The 17,716-nt window shown below is 69.3% G+C and carries 15 protein-coding genes and 2 pseudogenes; 7 read left to right on the top strand and 10 right to left on the bottom strand.

Translation table 11 applies throughout. The annotated features are described in order from the left end of the window. Positions 1-18: 18 nt before the first annotated feature. Positions 19-816, bottom strand: coding sequence for a DUF692 domain-containing protein (locus FU658_RS02875; RefSeq protein WP_147890692.1), 798 nt, complete (start codon positions 814-816; stop codon positions 19-21). Positions 817-1,055: 239 nt separating this feature from the next. Here FU658_RS02875 and hutU point away from each other — a divergent pair, with 239 nt between their 5' ends. The 3 genes and pseudogenes from hutU to FU658_RS02860 all read left to right on the top strand — a co-directional run. Further along, positions 1,056-2,768, top strand: coding sequence for a urocanate hydratase (gene hutU, locus FU658_RS02870; protein WP_147890691.1), 1,713 nt, complete (start codon positions 1,056-1,058; stop codon positions 2,766-2,768). Between the two features lie 108 nt (positions 2,769-2,876). Then, on the top strand, positions 2,877-3,191 hold the full coding sequence (locus tag FU658_RS02865; protein WP_147890690.1) for a hypothetical protein: 315 nt from the start codon (positions 2,877-2,879) through the stop codon (positions 3,189-3,191). 143 nt (positions 3,192-3,334) lie between these two features. Further along, a pseudogene (locus tag FU658_RS02860) lies at positions 3,335-4,216 on the top strand (DMT family transporter); the annotation flags it as partial. A 109-nt stretch (positions 4,217-4,325) separates the two neighbouring features. Here FU658_RS02860 and FU658_RS02855 read toward each other — a convergent pair. Together FU658_RS02855 and FU658_RS02850 are read right to left on the bottom strand one after the other, a co-directional pair. Next, complete coding sequence (locus FU658_RS02855; protein WP_147890688.1) at positions 4,326-5,792, bottom strand: amidohydrolase family protein; 1,467 nt, start codon at positions 5,790-5,792, stop codon at positions 4,326-4,328. Between the two features lie 72 nt (positions 5,793-5,864). Next, positions 5,865-7,388 (bottom strand): esterase/lipase family protein, encoded by a 1,524-nt coding sequence (locus FU658_RS02850; RefSeq protein WP_147890687.1) that lies wholly within the window; start codon positions 7,386-7,388, stop codon positions 5,865-5,867. Positions 7,389-7,610: 222 nt separating this feature from the next. Here FU658_RS02850 and FU658_RS02845 point away from each other — a divergent pair, with 222 nt between their 5' ends. Then, entirely contained in the window at positions 7,611-9,464 is a 1,854-nt protein-coding gene (locus FU658_RS02845) for a DEAD/DEAH box helicase (RefSeq protein ID WP_147890686.1), read from the top strand. 113 nt (positions 9,465-9,577) lie between these two features. Then, positions 9,578-11,374: a DUF885 domain-containing protein gene (locus FU658_RS02840; protein WP_147890685.1), complete on the top strand. Its 1,797-nt coding sequence runs from the start codon at positions 9,578-9,580 to the stop codon at positions 11,372-11,374. 68 nt (positions 11,375-11,442) lie between these two features. Here FU658_RS02840 and FU658_RS02835 read toward each other — a convergent pair whose 3' ends face one another. Then, positions 11,443-11,619, bottom strand: coding sequence for a PLDc N-terminal domain-containing protein (locus FU658_RS02835; RefSeq protein WP_147890684.1), 177 nt, complete (start codon positions 11,617-11,619; stop codon positions 11,443-11,445). Between the two features lie 86 nt (positions 11,620-11,705). Between FU658_RS02835 and FU658_RS02830 the strand changes: the two genes are divergently transcribed. After that, positions 11,706-12,437 carry a Rossmann-fold NAD(P)-binding domain-containing protein gene (locus FU658_RS02830; protein ID WP_147890683.1) on the top strand — a complete coding sequence of 244 codons (732 nt, stop codon included), beginning with the start codon at positions 11,706-11,708 and terminating at the stop codon, positions 12,435-12,437. Positions 12,438-12,462: 25 nt separating this feature from the next. Continuing rightward, positions 12,463-14,358, top strand: coding sequence for an AsmA family protein (locus FU658_RS02825; RefSeq protein WP_147890682.1), 1,896 nt, complete (start codon positions 12,463-12,465; stop codon positions 14,356-14,358). Here the strand turns inward: FU658_RS02825 and FU658_RS14250 are convergent. From FU658_RS14250 to FU658_RS02800, 6 genes and pseudogenes are all read right to left on the bottom strand, one after another. Further along, positions 14,355-14,576, bottom strand: a complete 222-nt coding sequence (locus FU658_RS14250) for a GIY-YIG nuclease family protein (RefSeq protein WP_255505379.1) — start codon at positions 14,574-14,576, stop codon at positions 14,355-14,357. The two genes, FU658_RS02825 and FU658_RS14250, sit on opposite strands and share 4 nt — an antisense overlap. Then, a pseudogene (locus FU658_RS14980) lies at positions 14,545-14,655 on the bottom strand (GIY-YIG nuclease family protein); the annotation flags it as partial. The pseudogene FU658_RS14980 and the gene FU658_RS14250, both read right to left, overlap by 32 nt. Further along, entirely contained in the window at positions 14,645-15,586 is a 942-nt protein-coding gene (locus FU658_RS02815) for a peptidylprolyl isomerase (RefSeq protein WP_147890680.1), read from the bottom strand. The pseudogene FU658_RS14980 and the gene FU658_RS02815, both read right to left, overlap by 11 nt. A 73-nt stretch (positions 15,587-15,659) precedes the next feature. Further along, on the bottom strand, positions 15,660-16,103 hold the full coding sequence (locus FU658_RS02810) for a hemerythrin domain-containing protein (RefSeq protein ID WP_147890679.1): 444 nt from the start codon (positions 16,101-16,103) through the stop codon (positions 15,660-15,662). Between the two features lie 23 nt (positions 16,104-16,126). Further along, positions 16,127-17,146, bottom strand: a complete 1,020-nt coding sequence (locus FU658_RS02805; RefSeq protein ID WP_147890678.1) for a serine/threonine protein kinase — start codon at positions 17,144-17,146, stop codon at positions 16,127-16,129. 161 nt (positions 17,147-17,307) lie between these two features. Next, positions 17,308-17,631 (bottom strand): EF-hand domain-containing protein, encoded by a 324-nt coding sequence (locus tag FU658_RS02800; protein WP_147890677.1) that lies wholly within the window; start codon positions 17,629-17,631, stop codon positions 17,308-17,310. Between the last annotated feature and the right edge of the window lie 85 nt (positions 17,632-17,716).

Raw genomic sequence — 17,716 nt, 5'->3', positions numbered from 1 at the left:
GCCGGCCCGGGCGAAGGCTCAACCCGGCTGCAGGTGGGCGTAGGGCCCCCGCTGCCGACGCCCCGAGCCGGGACGGCTGGAGCGGGAGAAGCCATCGGGATAGGGCATGGGCGGACTGGCAGAGGCGTCCTTGCGGGAGGGGGATGCATGAAGGCGCCCGCCGGTTTGCCGGCAGGCGCGCCCGCGGCGCTGCCAGATGGCCTCGAGGCCTTCGAAGGATGGCGATGCGAACGTTTCGACCCCATCGCCTGCGTCGGCACGGGTCACCAGGATCGCCTTGAGCCGCGGAAGCCTGCCCACCACCGCCGCCAGCAGGGCCCGGTGGCGTTCCAGGTTGCGCTCGCCGATCCGCACTGCGATGACCCTTGGGGCGGGCAGGGCGTCGAACACGCCGAGCACGCTACGGCGTGAATTGCCACAGACCGGCAGCGGGCGATCCAGGTCGAGCACGATGCCGCAGTCCGCGGCCTGCGCCACTTCGCAAAGGAACTGTCCGTCGTTGAGTTCCCCCGGCCGCGGCGCACGGGGACTCGCGGTGTTCTCCACGGCGACCAGGAAACGGTTGCCCTCGCGCAAGCGCAGCAGGTGCCCGGCGGCGATCATCGCGATGCCGCGCGACTGCACCGGAGGGAGCGCCAACCCCTGCAACTGCCTGACCGGCTCCGGGTCGATGCGGTGGAAATCCAGGGCAACGGAATGCCACGGTAGCGGGCGTGGACCCGAGGCCGAAAGCATGAGGCCCGGCGATGCCGCGCACACGGCGACGACTCCCAGTTCGGGAAGGTCGTGCAGGTCGCCGTGGTTGGCATCGAGCATTGCATCGCCTCCGTGGCATGCCGGACCTTCAGCATGGTCCGCTGCCAAGCCGGGCGGCATCGGCCGGCGACCCGGGTTCGTGTAGGACCAGGCTGGATGGGCGTGTAGGAAAACTCCTACCCCCGAGCCGACCCGGGACGTGCCGCCGGCTGGCCCTTGCCCGGTCCGTGGCGTCCGGGCAGGGCGAGGGGCGGGTCCTTATACTGATGGGCTGATTCGATGTCCTTGCCGGAGCACCCATGTCCCTGATCGACGAAACCTGCATCACCCGGGCGGACGCGGCCGACCCGCGCCACGACGCCTCGCGCCGCATCAGCGCGCCGCGTGGCAGCGAGCGCAGTTGCAAGTCCTGGCTCACCGAAGCGGCGTTCCGGATGATCCAGAACAACCTCGATGCCGAGGTGGCCGAGCGGCCGGAGGACCTGGTCGTCTACGGTGGCATCGGCCGCGCGGCCCGCGACTGGGCCAGCTATGACGCGATCCTGGACGCGCTGCGCAGCCTGGACGACGACCAGACCCTGCTGGTGCAGTCGGGCAAGCCGGTCGGCGTGTTCCCCACCCACCCCGATGCGCCGCGCGTGCTGATCGCGAACTCGAACCTGGTGCCGGCCTGGGCCAACTGGGAGCACTTCCACGAGCTCGACCGCAAGGGCCTGATGATGTACGGCCAGATGACCGCCGGCAGCTGGATCTACATCGGCAGCCAGGGCATCGTGCAGGGCACCTACGAGACCTTTGTCGAGATGGGCCGCCAGCACTACGCCGGCAACCTCGCGGGCCGGTGGATCCTCACCGCCGGACTGGGCGGCATGGGGGGGGCGCAGCCCCTGGCGGCCAGCCTGGCGGGTGCCTGCAGCCTGAACATCGAATGCCAGCAAAGCCGCATCGATTTCCGTCTCAAGACCCGCTACGTCGACGAGCAGGCCGACGACCTCGACGACGCGCTGGCGCGGATCGAGCGCTACACGAGCGCCGGGGAGGCGAAGTCGATCGCGTTGCTGGGCAACGCCGCCGACGTGCTGCCGGAGCTGGTCAGGCGCGGCGTGCGGCCCGACGCGGTGACCGACCAGACCTCCGCCCACGACCCCGTCCACGGCTACCTGCCCGCGGGCTGGAGCGTGGAGCAGTGGCTCCAGGCGCAGAAGGACAGCCCGGAGCAGGTGCGCGATGCCGCGAAGCGCTCGATGCGGGTCCATGTCGAGGCGATGCTGGCCTTCCACCAGATGGGCGTGCCGACCTTCGACTACGGCAACAACATCCGGCAGATGGCGAAGGACGAGGGTTGCGCGAACGCGTTCGATTTCCCCGGCTTCGTGCCGGCCTACGTGCGCCCGCTGTTCTGCCGCGGCGTTGGCCCGTTCCGGTGGGTGGCGCTGTCCGGGGACCCCGAGGACATCTACAGGACCGACGCCAAGGTCAAGGAGATCATCCCCGACGATCCCCACCTGCACCGCTGGCTGGACATGGCGCGCGAGCGCATCGCCTTCCAGGGGCTGCCCTCGCGCATCTGCTGGGTGGGCCTGGGCCTGCGCCACAAGCTGGGCCTGGCGTTCAACGAGATGGTGCGCAACGGCGAACTCAAGGCCCCGGTGGTGATCGGGCGCGACCATCTCGATTCGGGCTCTGTCGCCAGTCCAAACCGCGAGACCGAGGCAATGAAGGACGGCTCCGACGCCGTGTCGGACTGGCCGCTACTCAACGCGATGCTGAACGTGGCCGGCGGCGCCACCTGGGTCAGCCTGCACCACGGCGGGGGCGTGGGCATGGGTTACAGCCAGCATTCCGGCGTGGTGATCGTGGCCGATGGCTCCGAGGCCGCCGACCGCCGCCTGGCGCGGGTGCTGTGGAACGATCCGGGCACCGGCGTGATGCGGCATGCCGACGCCGGCTATCCGGAGGCGCAGGCTTGCGCGCGCGAGCAGGGGCTGGATCTGCCGATGCTGCGCGACTGACGCCCCGGGTCCAAAGATGAAGCCTGGCTGACACCGCGGCGCGGCTTGACGGCATGCATGCGCCAGCCGTGATAAGTATTGGTGTAGGTCCGACTGGAGGAAACCGCCATGAAACGCATCGTTTGCACGCTCGTACCCGCCGTGGCGCTCGCCTGGGCGGCAGCAGCCATGGCGCAGCCCCAGGTGCAGCCGCAGGCGCCGATCCAGTCCGCCTCGGAGCGTGACGAGGCCGACAGCAAGGACAAGGACGCCGCGAAGGCGGGTGGCTGTGTCCGCGAAACCGGTACCCGCCTGCGCAACCATGCACGTCTGGAGCAGGAACGCTGCCTGTCGGGTCGCGCGTTCGACCGTGACGACATCGACCGCACCGGCGAGATGGACCTGGCCCGCGCGATCCGCAAGCTGGATCCGTCGATCCGCTGAGGCAGGGGCCTTTCCGATCCAGGCTTCCAAACCCTGACCAGGGTCGAGGGGCGCATCCGGGAGGGTGCGCCTCCTGCTTTTCGGGAGACTGGTTTCCGCCTGTGGAGGCGGCGATCCATCATCGCGTCGATTAAACTTCCGCGATGAAACCACCCTCCCAGATTCCGGCCCCGGGCCGCTGGCGCGATCTCATCATCGCGGCCGAATTCACCTTGCTCGGCATCATCTGGGGCGGCTCCTTCCTGCTGATGCGCATCGCCTCGCCCGAGATCGGCTCGGCGTCCCTGGCCTTCATCCGCGTGGCCTGTGGCGCGCTGGTGCTGTTGCCGTTCCTGTGGCTGGGGCGCCGCCAGATCGCTCCCCACTGGTGGCGACTCGGGGCCATCGGCATCCTCAACTCCGCGCTGCCGTTCGTGCTCTTCGCCTGGGCGACCGCGCGCGCGCCGGCGGGCATCAGCGCGATCGCCAACGCGACCACGGTCATGCTCACCGCCGTCGTGGCCTTCGTGATGTTCGGCGAGAAGATCGGGCTCAGGAAAGGCATCGGCCTGCTGTCGGGCTTCGCCGGCGTGGTCGTGCTGGCCGGCGGCAATGCGGCGGGCATGGACGTGACCACGGCGGCGCTGGCCGGCGTGGCGGCGTCGCTGTGCTACGCGGTCGCGGCGAACCTGGTGCGGGTCTACCTGGCCGGCCTGCCGCCGATCGCGGTGGCCGCCGCGACTTTGCTGGGCGCGACCGTGTTCCTCGCGCCCTTCGCGCTGTGGCACTGGCCCCAGGCACCGGTGTCGCTGCCGGCGTGGGGCGCTGCAGCACTGCTGGGCTTCGTCTGCACCGGCATCGCCTATGCGTTCCTGTTCCGCCTGATCGGCAAGGTCGGGCCCTCGCGCGCGGTCATGGTGACCTACCTGGTGCCGCTGTTCGGCGTGGCCTGGGCCTGGCTGGTGCTCGACGAGGCCCTGACCGTGCCGATGGCGATCGCCGGCGCGCTGATCCTGGGCGGCGTGGCGGTGGCGCAACAGCGCCGCGCGCCCTCCGGTGCCCCGGTCCGGGCCACCGAAGCCCCATGCGAAACCGGTCGCGATGCCGCAGCCGCCGAGCAGGGGCTGCCGCCGCCTGAGGACGACAGCCCGCGCTTCAGCCGCCCCAGGCCTTGAAGTTCAGGAACTCGCGGCGGGTCTTCGGCCCATAGGTCAGGAAGCTGGGGTCGGGTCGCTGGCGGTACTCCGCTCGCGCCCGGGCGATCGCATCGCCGGGCAGGTGCTCGCGCAGCACCGACTCCTCGACCGGATAGATGCCGAGCGCATTGAGGCCGAAGATCTTCGCTCGGATCTCCGGCGTGATCGCCGGGTAGCCGTAGCGCTCCTGGAACTCGTCGGAGATCTGGAACGTGCGGAAGGCCTGGATCTGGTCCTGCGGGCTGCCGTACCAGATCGAGTCGGTGCCCCACAGGATGTTGTCCGGGCCCAGGTGCTTGAGCAATTTGCCCATCGTATGCGCGGCAGAATCCGGGTCGCGCATCAGGAAGCGCCAGGTCGAGCCCAGCTCCGCGTACACGTTGCTGCCCGGGCCCAGGCCGGCTTCCAGCACCGAGGTGATCAGCGAATCCACGCCGTCGCTGCGCTGCGGGTCGTAGGGCCCCTCGGCCTGGTCGGTGACGAAGCCGGAGTGGTAGATCAGGAAGTTCACGTCCGGGAAGCGCTTCGCCACCCGGCCGACGTCGGCGCAGGTGCTGTGTTCATAGCTGCGCCGGCCGAAGGGCAGGCCCTTGTGGATGGCGATGTTCTTCACGTCCAGCGCCCGGGCGCGCTCGATCATCGCCAGGCCGACATCGTCGTCCATCCAGAAGCCGCTGGCCCCGTCCGGACCCCACTGGGTGTAGGTCTTCCACGCGCTGATGCCGAACTCGCGCGCCAGCCGTTCCATGTCCTCCAGGTCGCCGGGCTGGTTCGGGTTCACGCGGCCGTGCAGGAACATCCGGTGCGTGCCCTTCATGCCCTCGACGATCGCCGCGGTCGCTGCGGCTTCCTCGATCGTCAGGGGCTCGCCCTCGCGCGTGGACGGCACGAACGACAGCACCATCAGCGAGGTGTCGGAATCCATGAAGATGTCGCGCAGGAAGGCGTCGGGGCCGAAGCACTGCAGCCGATCGAGGTTGCCGGGGAGTTCGGCGGCCGCACAGAATTCGGTTTCGAAACTCGACAGCGGCGTGGCGCCTTCGGGCAGCCGGCGCGTCCAGGTACCGGTCGGGTTCACGAAGTGGCCTTGCACGTCGAAGATGAACTCGTTCCCGTTGACCGACGCCGCCGCGGCATCGGCGTCCAGGCTCGCCTCGCCGGCAAGCTGGAAGAAGCCGCCGCGCTTGCCGACCGCCGCGTAGGCGGTGTTCATCGCCAGCAGCGTGGTGGCCGCACCGCAGGCCGACACCAGGAAGCCTCGGCGTGACAGGCCAAGCCGTTGTGCGTTGGCCTCGGCCGCTTCCCGCGCCAGCCGGTTGGCGTGGTGGTGTTCCGGGGCCAGCGGCACCGGCGTGAACTCGCCATTGCTGGTCGTGTCGATCTTGATCGGCAGGCGGGTGCCGTCGGGGTCGTTGGCATAGCGCATGGGGCCTCCACAGGGTCTGGCTCACGAACCCCGATGCTAGCGCCCGTCGGTCGGCGATGCGTTAGCCGGTCTTCACGGTTTCCCGGCGATCGCCGGCCCCAGTTCATCGCGGCGGAAGTCCCTCGCAGCCAGGCTGCGGGTCAGCCTGAACACGCCACTGCGCACGATGCGCTGCAGGTGGATGTCGATGATCGTGGTCTGGTTGGGCTGGATCCATTGCAGCAGGCCACCCATGTCCGAGGTGTAGGCGGCCTGCCAGGTCTCCACGAAGCGCTCCTGCACGCGCGGATCCAGGCGCAGGCCATAGGGCGGGCGCGGGATCAGTTCGCCCCGCGCCACGCGGCCATCCGGGCGCAGGATCGGCTCGCAGCCGGCCAGCACGGCATGGTTGAACTGGAAGCACACCGCGCCGCTGCGCCGGTTGCCCTGGCGGTCGCGCAGGAAGCCCGACGGCAGCTGGTTGGGGTCGTCGGCCGGTCCGGCGGTCAGCAGCAGGTCGACGTCGTCCACGCGTGCGCCCTCCTGGTCGAACAGGCGGAAGATCACCATCGCGTGCGGGTCGGTGATGTGCGCCCGGTCTGGCAGCACCGGGATGCGCTCCATCTCGACGCGGCGCTGGGGCGTCTGGTGCAGTTCGTTCTCGGCGTCGAATTCGTTGCACAGCGCCTGGTAGGTGGCGTGGTCGCGCACGGCCAGGCAGCGCAGGATCGCATCCACGGTGGGGTGCGGGCGGTCGTCGTTGGCGACGCTGCGCATGATGCCCATCGCGTCGCCGGAGTGCGCGGTGCCGGGGATGATGCGGAACGCGGTGCGTTCGGCGCGGGCGTCGTCGACCGGTTCAAGCGAGCGCAGGCGCTTGCGCGCGCTGGGCAGCGCCTCGCCTTCGCGGGTTCCGGGCTGCCTGAGCACCAGGTGGCAGGCGTTGAGGTTGGCCGAGGACACGCGCACCACGCCATCCGAACCCGGCTCGCCGGTGTAGGAGTTCACGTGGTCGTAGAGCTTGCGGTCGATCGCGTCGCCGGTCAGCACGAACTGGAACAGCGGGTTCGCGCTGCGGGTGAGCTTGAGTTTGGGATAGTCGTGGATCCAGCGCAGGTTGAGCGCGTTCGCCTCGGAGCTGCCCAGTTCCAGCCAGTCGAGCACGCCCTGTCCGGGTTCGATGCCCTGGAACCACGACTTCAGCGAGGCGATGCGGGTCTTGCCCAGCTGGGCGAGGGCGGAGCCGAAGTTGGCCGGTGCCAGCATGACCAGGTGGCTCATCGGACAGGTGTCGAGGCGCTTGGGCTGGACGAAGAAGCGCTCGACCCATTCGCGCAGCACCGGGCCGCCGGTGGAGTGGGTGATGCACACGAAGCGGCGGTTTCCGCCGGCCTCGGCCAGCACCGGGGCCAGCGCGGCATCGAAGGCGCGGGCGATGTCGGCCACGCGGACTTCGTCGCGAAAGCTCACGTACTGGCCCAGGTAGACGTGGTGGATGTCGAGCGCAGGGCCGCCGCGACGCTCGGACTCGGCGCGCAGCCGCGCGGGCAGCTGGCCGTAGGTATCGGTGCTGGTCACGCTCCAGCCATGGACGAAGATCACGAGTGCTCGGGACATCGGGGACTCCCTTCGGTTCGGACGTTCGCGGCGTGGACGCGCATTCAAGGGTACCCAAACGCCGCTGTCGGGGTTTGCCGGCCACCGCCTTGGGCTGCGGTTCAAGCATCGGCACGCCGGATCGGCGACAATGTCGGCCTGCAAGCGGCCCGGGGCGATACCCAAGAGACTTCGACCTGCCGCGATCCTGCCGACCGAGCGTCGGCCTGTGACGGAGTGTCCATGTCTACTCAAGCCCCCACGTCCGGCGACGCGCCGGTGCGTTTCGCCGATCTCGAACTGTCCGCGCCGCTGATCCAGGCGCTGAGCGACGTGGGCTATGAAAGCCCCTCACCGATCCAGGCGGCCACCATCCCGCAGCTGCTGTCGGGCCGCGACGTGCTGGGCCAGGCCCAGACCGGCACCGGCAAGACCGCGGCCTTCGCGCTGCCGGTGCTTTCCCGCCTGCGCCTGGATGGCAGCAAGGCACCGCAGGCACTGGTGCTGTGCCCTACGCGTGAACTGGCCCTGCAGGTGGCCGAGGCGTTCCAGCGCTACGCCGCGCACATCCCCGGTTTCCACGTGCTGCCGATCTATGGCGGCCAGAGCTATGGCCCGCAGCTGGCGGCGCTGCGTCGCGGCGTTCACGTCGTGGTGGGCACGCCGGGGCGTGTGATCGACCACCTCACCCGCGGCTCGCTCGACATCTCGGCGCTGACCACGCTGGTGCTCGACGAGGCCGACGAGATGCTGCGCATGGGTTTCATCGACGATGTCGAGACGGTGCTGGCGAAAACGCCGCCGGGCCGCCAGGTGGCATTGTTCTCGGCCACGATGCCGGCGCCGATCCGGCGCATCGCCCAGACCCACCTCAAGGATCCTGTCGAGGTCACGATCAAGAACAAGACCACCACCGCGGCGAACATCCGCCAGCGCTTCTGGTGGGTGTCGGGCGTGCACAAGCTCGATGCGCTCACGCGGATCCTGGAGGCGGAGCCGTTCGACGCGATGCTGATCTTCTCGCGCACCCGGCAGTCCACCGAGGAGCTGGCCGAGAAGCTGACCGCGCGTGGCTTCGCCGCCTCGGCCATCCACGGGGACGTGCAGCAGCAACAGCGCGAGAAGATGGTGCAGCGCCTGCGCGACGGGCAGCTGGACATCCTGGTGGCCACCGACGTGGCCGCGCGCGGACTGGACGTGGAGCGCATCAGCCACGTGCTCAACTACGACATCCCCTACGACACCGAGAGCTACGTGCATCGCATCGGCCGCACCGGCCGTGCCGGGCGCAGCGGCGAGGCGATCGTGTTCGTGACCCCGCGCGAGAAGGGCATGCTGCGCGCGATCGAGCGCGCCACCCGGCAGCCGATCGAAGAAATGCAGCTGCCCAGCGTGGACGTGGTCAACGACCAGCGCGTGGCGAAGTTCCTCGAGCGCATCGACCAGGCCCTGGCCAGCACCGACCTGACCCTGTTCCGTGGCCTGGTGGAGCGCTACCAGAACGAGCGCAACGTGCCGGCGCTGGACATCGCCGCGGCACTCGCCCAGCTGGTGCAGGGCGATTCGCCGCTGCTGCTCAAGCCCGAGCCCAAGCGCGCGCCGATGGAACGTGGCGAGCGGCCCGAGCGGGCGCCGCGCCACGACGGCCCGCGCCACGAGGGCTCTGCGCGCGAACCGCGTGCACCTCGCGCGAACAAGCCGCCGATGCAGCCGGCTGCACCGGGCTTCACCACCTACCGGCTGGAGGTCGGCTACGCGCACGGCGTGAAGCCGGGCAACATCGTCGGAGCGATCGCCAACGAGGCCGACATCGAGAGCCGCTACATCGGCCGCATCGACATCCGCGACGACTACAGCCTCATCGACCTGCCCGAGGGCATGCCCGCACCGGTGATGCAGCACCTCAAGAAGGTGTGGGTGGCCGGACAGATGCTGCGCATCCGCGAGGCCGATGCCGCCGACATGGATGGCAGCGCCGAGACGTCGCCGCGGCCGGCAGGTGCGTTCCGCAAGGGCCCGGGCTTCAAGCCGCCGGGCGCGCGCAAGGGAGGCAAGTTCGCCGCCAAGCCGCACCGCAAGGGCCCGCCGAAGGAGTGAGTCCGGGATGGCCGCCGACGATCCGGCCCCGGCCGGAGCGGGACGGCGCCCTGCGCTAACATCGGAGCGTGCCGCCCGCGGGTGGCCTCGACCTTTCCTTCAAGGTGCGCCCGATGACCAAGACGCTCAAACCCTTCCTCGCCCTGGTCGCCTTGCTTGCGATCGCGCTGGCGCTGACCGCCTGCGGTCCCGCACGCACGACCGGCGCCGACGAGCCCCGGATCGCCGGCCCCGGCCAGCCGCAGGACTTCGCGGCATTCTCCGAAGACCTGATGATGCGCATGCTCGCGCGCAGTCCGGAATGGTCGATCTTTGCCGGCCGCTACGACGACGCCGGGGAGGTCACGATTCCCGATGCGGCGCAGCGGCAGGACGAGCTCGCCTTCGTCGAGGCGTCGCTGCAAGCCCTCGCGGCCTGGGATCCCGAGGCATTGACGCCCGACCAGCGCATCGACCACATGCTGCTGGTCAACCGGCTGGAATCCACGCGCTGGTACCAGACCACGTTCCTGGGATGGCAGTGGATGCCGTCGAGCTACAACGTGGCCGGCCCGATCGGCTTGCTGCTCAACACGCCCTATGCCTCGGAGGAGGAGCGTCTGCGCACGGTGATGTCGCGCCTGCGGCAGGTGCCGGCGTACTACGCTGCCGCCCGGGCGAACATCGACGGCCCGACGCTGGAGCACACGCGCCTGGCGATCACCCAGAACCGTGGTGCGCTGGGCCTGCTGGGCGATTCACTGAGCGAACGGGTCCAGGCTTCCGGGCTGGACCCGTCGGAGGTCGGCGAATTCGAGGGCGTGCGCACGGCGGCCGTCGCGGCGATCGAAGGCTTCGTGTCGCACCTCGAGCAGCTCGCCGATCGTCTCGAGGGCCGCGACGACGTGCGCTCCTTCCGCATCGGTGCCGAGCTGTACGAGCCCAAGTTCAAGTACGACATCCAGTCGGGCTTCAGCGCGCGCGAACTCCACGAGCGCGCACTGGCCGAGAAGGACCGCCTGCACGGTGACATGGACGCGGTGGCAGTGCAGTTGTGGCCGAAGTATTTCCCCGACGCACCGATGCCCGGGGATCGCCTGGACCGCATCGGCCGGCTGATCGACCACCTGTCCAACCGGCACGTGGCGCGCGAGGAGTTCATTCCCGAGATCAAGCGGCAGATTCCGCTGCTGGCGGCGTTCGTCGACGAGCACGGACTCGTCGAGCAGGACCCGAGCCGCCCGCTGGTGGTGCGGGAGACGCCGGAGTACATGCGCGGCGGCGGCGCCGGCGCCTCGATCAGCGCGCCCGGGCCGTTCAACCCGACCGCCGACACCTACTACAACGTCACGCCGCTGGACGGCTACAGCGACGAAGAGGCGGCGAGCTACCTGCGCGAGTACAACCACTGGGTGCTGCAGATCCTCAACATCCACGAGGCGATCCCGGGGCACTACACCCAGCTGCTGCACGCCAACAAGTCACCCAGCCTGATCAAGAGCCTGCTGCGCAACGGCGCGATGATCGAGGGCTGGGCGGTGTACTCCGAGCGGATGATGCTCGAGGAGGGCTGGGGCAACGACGAGCCGGAGATGTGGCTGATGTACGGCAAGTGGAACTTGCGCGTGGTGACCAATGCGATCCTCGACTACGCCGTCCACGTGGAGGGCATGGAGCGCGAGGCGGCGATGGACCTGCTGATGCGCCAGGCGTTCCAGGAGCGCACCGAGGCGGAGAACAAGTGGCGCCGGGTGACGCTCTCGCAGGTGCAGCTCACGTCCTACTTCAGTGGCTACGCCGAGATCTACGACTTCCGCGAGCGGGTGAAGCAACAGCAGGGCGACGACTTCGACCTGCGCGCGTTCCATGATCGCTTCCTGAGCTTCGGCAATGCGCCGGTGCCGGCGATCATCGAACTCATGGCCGAGTGAGCAGAAGCCGCGGCGTGGAGGGCCCCACGCCGCGGTTGTTTTCGCGATACGGATCGAGCAGTACGACGTTACTTCGGACCGAAGATCGCCCACAGGATCAGGCCGAGCAACGGAAGCAACAGGATCAGGACGATCCACAACACCTTGGCGCCCGTGCCTGCCGAGGAGCCGACGATCTTCACGATCGCGTAGATCGCCAGGATCAGCCAGAGCAGGCCGAGGATGCCACCGACTTCGATGCCCATGCAGTTCTCCTTTTTCCGTTCGAATGGAAACAGTGGTGCCTCGAAACGCTAGCACGACGGAACGAGAAGGGTAGAGGAGGCGAACGATGACCCCAGTGGACGTGCTGTTCGCGGGCGCCACGGGGCTGGTGGGGGCGCAGGCCTTGCCGGTCTTGCTGCGACGCGCCGACGCCGAGGGCTTCCGGGTGTTCACCGTGGGGCGCCGGCCCCCGCTGGTGACCCACGACCGACTGGTGGCCCTGGAATGGGTCGCGCAGGCGGGCGCGGCGGGCCACCGGGTATCGGCGGAGCTGGAGCGGCATGGCGCGCGACTTGGCAGTTTCGTCTGCGCCCTGGGCACCACGATCAGCCAGGCGGGTTCACGCGAAGCCTTCGCAAGGGTCGACCATGACCTCGTCGTGTCGCTGGCCCGTGCTGCCCGCGGGCGGGGTGCCACGCAGGCCGTGGTGGTGTCCTCGGTCGGTGCCGATGCCGCCGCATCGAACTTCTATCTATCGGTGAAGGGGGACATGGAATGCAGCGTGCTCGGGCTCGGCTTCATGCGCTGCGATTTCCTCCACCCGGGGCTGTTGCTGGGCCAGCGCGATGGTCCCTCCCGGCCCGCGGAATGGCTGGGGCAGCGCGTTTTCCCGATGCTGCGGCCGCTGCTTCGGGGTGGTCTTCGGCGTTACCGGGCCATCGATGCGGCACAGGTGGCGGCCGCCCTGGCAGCGCTGGTGGGACGCCAGGCGCATGGGGTGTTCGTCCACAACAACGGCGCGATCGAGGAGATCGCGCAGTCGCACGGCCACGGTTCCGGAAACCATCACCCCGAATGATCACGAGCATGGCTAGACTCCTTCCATGAGCGATCACCACTCCAGCGACAGGTCCCGGGGCCCCACCACCGGGGCACGCCGGCCCATCGAATGGGGCCTGGCGGGGCTGCTGCTGGTGCTACTGGTGGTGACGCTGGCCTGGGACTGGAACTGGCTGAAGCGACCGATCGAGCGACGCGTGGAGGCGCTGACCGAGCGCAGCTTCGACATCGACGGCGATATCGAGGGGCGATTCGGCTGGCGTGTCTCGCTGGTGGCGCATGACCTGCGCCTGGGCAATCCGGAGTGGGCGCGGCGTGACCACATGGGCCTGGCCGACAGCCTGCGGCTGGAGTTCACGCTTGGGCAACTGATGCGGCGCGAGGTCGACATCGTCGAATTGCAGCGGCCGCGGCTTTCACTGCAGCGCAGCGAGGACGGCGAGGCGAACTGGATCTTCCCCGAGCGGAGGAGTCGCGGCTGGAACATCCGCGACCTGCTGGTTGAGGACGGCCGCATGGAGCTGCGCGAACCCAAGCTGGAGACCGACCTGCGGGTCGGACTGCGCAGCGGCAGGCCGCGCGAGGAGCTCGAGCGCAGGCCGCTGCTGGTCGACGGCGAAGGGACCTACCGTGGCGTACCCTTCAGCGTCGAGGGCGGCGTGGAGTCGCCGCTGGAGCTGCGCGACCAGGACCGTTCCTTCCGCGTTGCGCTGCGCATCGTGGCCGGTGACACCCGGGCGGACATCCGCGGCCAGCTACACAGCTGGATCGACCTGCGGGCCTTCGACCTGGCGCTGGAGATGGAGGGCCAAGACATGGCCGACCTGTATCCGCTGTTGGGCATCGCCTTCCCGACCACCGCGCCGTACGAACTGGAGGGACGTCTGGTGCGCGAGCGCGACTACTGGGAATACACGGAGATCGAGGGCAACGTCGGACGCAGCGACATTGCCGGCCAGGCGACGGTGGACGCCGGGCGCGAACGGACGCTTTTCACCGCCGACCTGGAGTCGGAATCGATGCACTTCGGTGATCTGTCCGGCTTCATCGGCATGCGTCCGGGCGGTGGTGCAGAGCAGGCCCGGCAGCAGGGGCGGCTGTTCCCCACCGTCGAACTCTCCGGCGATGGTCTGCGCGCGATGGACGCCGAAGTGAGGTTGCGTGCGCGCAGCCTCACGGGCGCACCCTTCGATGCCGAGCACATGGACGCCAGCCTGCTGCTGGAGGCCGGCGAACTCACCCTGGACCCGCTGGTGTTCGGCATCGCCGGCGGCGAGGTCGATGCGGTCGTGCTGATGGACGCGCGGGAACTGCCCGCGACGGGATCGATCAGCGCCGAGCTGTCGGGCCTGCAACTGGAGCGCCTGATGGGCCAGGACCTGGGCGATGGCACCCGCGGGCCGATCGTCGGGCGGGTGGTGATGGAAGGGCGCGGCAACTCGGTGGCCGGGCTTATGGGCGGCTCCACCGGCGAGATCCAGCTGGTCCTGGGGCGTGGGCACGTCGGGCGCGCCCGGCTGGAGGCCTGGGGCCTGGATGGCGGCCTGCAGCGGCGCGCGCTGGGCGTCGAAGAGGGTGGCCTGACGATCAATTGTGGCGTCGCCGATTTCGCCGTCAACGGCGGGGTGGCCGAGGCGCGCTCACTGGGCGTGGATACGCCCAGCACGGTGGTCGTGGGCGAAGGACGCATCCACATGGGCGAGGAGCGGTTCGAACTGCGCATCGACACCAAGCCCAAGTCCACCGGCCTGATGGCACTGCGTGCGCCGGTGGAGATCAGGGGCACGTTCCTGGACCCGGATGTGGGTATCGACGCCGGACCCTTGTTGCTTCGCGGCATCGCCGCGGCGGCGCTGTACGCGTTGACGCCTCCGGCGGCCCTGCTGGCGCTGGTTGAGACCGGCGATGAAAACGGCGAGGGTTGCCTGGGCGACCGTTAGGCGGTCAGCGCCGGAGAGGGCAGGGGCCAGGGACGCAGGCCTGCGGCGATCTGCCGCTTGGCCGGTGGTGCCAGCCGCTTGATCGCAGCCTCCACCCGCAACGCATCGCCATGCCCACCCACCTGCACGGTCGCCAGCAGGCGCAGCGGGGGGGTGGGCGCGTGTGAAACGGGCGCCGGTCCCGGCGGCATGCGCGCGCAGGCGCTGCTCCACGTCACGGGCGACACCGGTGTAGATGCGGCCGCCCCGGCACTCCAGCAGGTACACCCACCAGCCCGTGGCGGCTTCAGCCGCCATGCGTGCGCACCGGCAGCGGCACGTTGCACAGTTCCACGCGGCCGACCGGGTCGATGAACCAGTCCTCGTTCCGGTGGCGCCGCGCACGGATCAGTTGCTCGAAGGTTTCGGTGTCGGTGCGCAGCACCTGCAGCCCGAGGCGCTCGGATGCGGGAAGATCGGCGGCCATCACCACGCGCGTGATCGGTACCCGCTGCCCGGGTTCCTCGTAGAAGCCCAAGGCCCCGGTGCCACGCGGCAGGGCGCTGAGGTGTTCAATGCCGCTCAGCACGCGGCCGACGACGGTGATGTTGCGGTCCAGGTGGCGCGGCGAGTGCCCGGTGACCGCGTACAACTGGCTGCCATCGCTGCTGTCGGCGGCCATGCCGCGACCGGCTCCGACCATGCCGTAGCAGTGCGCCAGCCAGGCACGCCCGGTGGCGGGGTCGCGCGCGGCCGGGAAGCCATCGACCCAGCCCACCTGCGGGGCGTAAACGTCGCCATCCTCCAGGCTGGTCCAGCCCAGCCCGTCCAGGGCACGGTCGAACTCGGCGGGGACATGGTCCAGCGCTTCGCCGCGATCGCCGGCCTCGACATCGTCCGGCCGACCCCACTGGGCGACGTAGTTGTCCTGCGAGCGGGTGATGAGGGCGCCGTCGAACCAGCCTGCGCGCACCAGCGCCTGGATGTTGGCGGCATGCCGCGGGGCGAAGCCCGGGGCCAGTTCGATCACCACCCGGGCCCCGTCTGCGAAGTCCATGTACAGCGTGTGCCCCGGATCCACGCCGCGCCAGTCGGCCTCACTGGCGGCGGCCAGTACGCTGGCGGTGGTAGGCAATTGCTCGCTGGATTGCCGCTCCGGCGTGTCGGCATGGGAGCACCCGGTGGCGCCCAGGGCCAACACGAGGGCGGCAGCCCCGCATGCGCTTGCGACGTTGAACCTGGATGCCATCGAACCGCCCCGTGGCCGAGTGAAGTGCTGCCACTCTACAACGGCCCAGGGCCGCGGTTTCGTCCTGCCGGCCTCAATCGGCGTGCCGCTGGCGCTCCATCTCCTGCTGGTAGCTGTGGGCCAGTCCCGACTTCTTCGCATCGGAAAGCACCTTGCCTGCCATCTGGAACAGCTCGTGCTCCTCTTCCTCGAGATGGTGCTCGACCTTGTCCTTGAGTTCGCGTGCGGTCTGCAGCCAGGCCGGCGCATCCCATTCGTACTGCTCGAGTTTCTTTAGCAGGCAATCGATCTGGAAGTGCTCGGCCACGCCGTGGCGCGACTTGTCCTGGGTGAGGTCCTCGTGCATCAGCGGGGCGTAGAACTCGCGTTCCTCGGCCGCTGCATGCGCTTCGAGCTCGGTCTTGAGCCTCGAGAACAGCGCCTTGCGTTCATCGCTGGCGCCTTGGGTCGCCACCAGCTTTTCGAGGAGGTCGCGCTGGACCTCGTGGTCTGCGCGCAGGGCCTGGAAGATGTCCATCGGGTCACTCCTGTTGACGGGGTTCAGCGTTCCTGAAGCACCGACAGCTGCTCCTGCAGCTGGCCGATCAGGGATTCGAAATGTCGCGGTGAATCAAACCAGCCGAACGCCGCCGGGAAGGCAGGGTCCGCCCAGCGGCGTGCGATCCACGCGTTGAAGTGCAGCATGCGCAGGGTCCGCAGGGGCTCCACCAGGGCCAGCTCCGCGCGATCGAACGCGCGGAAGGTTTCATAGCCCTCCAGCAGCCAGTCCCGTTCGGGCGCCTGCGGATCGGCTGGCATCAGCATCCACAGGTCCTGGATGGCTGGGCCGGAAAGCGCATCATCGAGGTCGACGAAGTGTGCCTCGCCGGGCTGGCCAGGCGGCTCGCGCCACAGGATGTTGCCGGGATGGCAATCGCCGTGGAGCCGCAGCGTGCGGGGTTCCACGTCCTCCCAGGCGTCTTCCACCAGATCAAGCAGGCGCTCGCCCAGGCGCTCGAAGTTCTCCTCGATGTCGGGGGGGATCCAGTGTCCGTCGAGCAGCGTGTCGAGCGCGTCATGGCCGTAGCTTTCGACATCGATGCGGATCCGGTGCTGGAAGGCTGACGCGGCCCCGACGTTGTGCATGCGTGCCAGCGCCTGGCCGAGGCGTCGGAGCGTCTCGCGCTGGCCAAGCTCCGGCGCGCGGCCGCCGCGAAGTGGGAACAGCGCAAAGCGGAAGCCACCGAAGTGGTGCAGCGTGTGGGCGTTGAATTCCAGCGGTGCGACCACCGACACACCGCCATCCAGGAGCTCCCGGGTGAAGTGGTGCTCCTCCTCGATGGCCGCGTCGCTCCAGCGGCCGGGTCGGTAGAACTTCGCAACCACCGGCGCCTGGTCCTCCAGTCCGATCCGATAGACCCGGTTCTCGTAGCTGTTGAGCGCGAGCACGTGGCCATCGCAGCGGCAGCCAAGCGACTCGAGCGCGGCCAGCACGGTGTCATGGCCCAGCCCCGCGTAGGGCTCGTCCGGGCGCGCGGGGCGGGGGTCCCCGGTGTCGGTCTGGATCTCGTGGTCGTTCATCGGCGCACTCCGTCGCGGCGCCGTCGATGCTACGGCAAAGCCGATCGCGCGCCCACGCGGCTCGCTCCAGTGGGGCGGACGGGGCCGCGCAAACGAAGGGAGCGGACCCGAAGGCCCGCTCCCGACGTGCGGCTTGCGCAGGAACCGGAGTTCCGGTGCGCTTACTCGGCCGGCTCGCTGTCGACGTGGTCCTCGCCGGCATAAAGCTCGAACTCGGCACGGCTCAGGCGGCCGTCGCCATCGAGGTCATACTGCGCGAAGAGGTTCGACAGTTCGTGGTCGGCCGGGACATCGGCCTGGTGGATATAGCCGTCACCATTCACGTCAAGCTCCTCGAAGCTCACGTCGGCGCCGGTGTCGGTCTCGCCGTGATAGCTCGGCTCCGGGTCCTGCAGCCAGTCGTCATCGGCGGCGATCGCGGTGGCCGAAAGGCCCAGGGCGAAGGTGGCGGCGATCATCGAGGCGGAAAGCTTGTTCATCTTCATCGTCAGTATCCTTTGTGGAACAGGGGGGGTGGGGCCGTGGGGGCGACCCGCAATGGATGCACCTGCACACTCCGTGCCACACCCG

The organism is Alkalisalibacterium limincola, assembly GCF_008017755.1.
GTDB lineage: Bacteria > Pseudomonadota > Gammaproteobacteria > Xanthomonadales > Xanthomonadaceae > Alkalisalibacterium > Alkalisalibacterium limincola.
The sequence above is the reverse complement of the archived record's forward strand: the minus strand, read 5'-3'. Positions and strand labels throughout refer to the sequence as shown.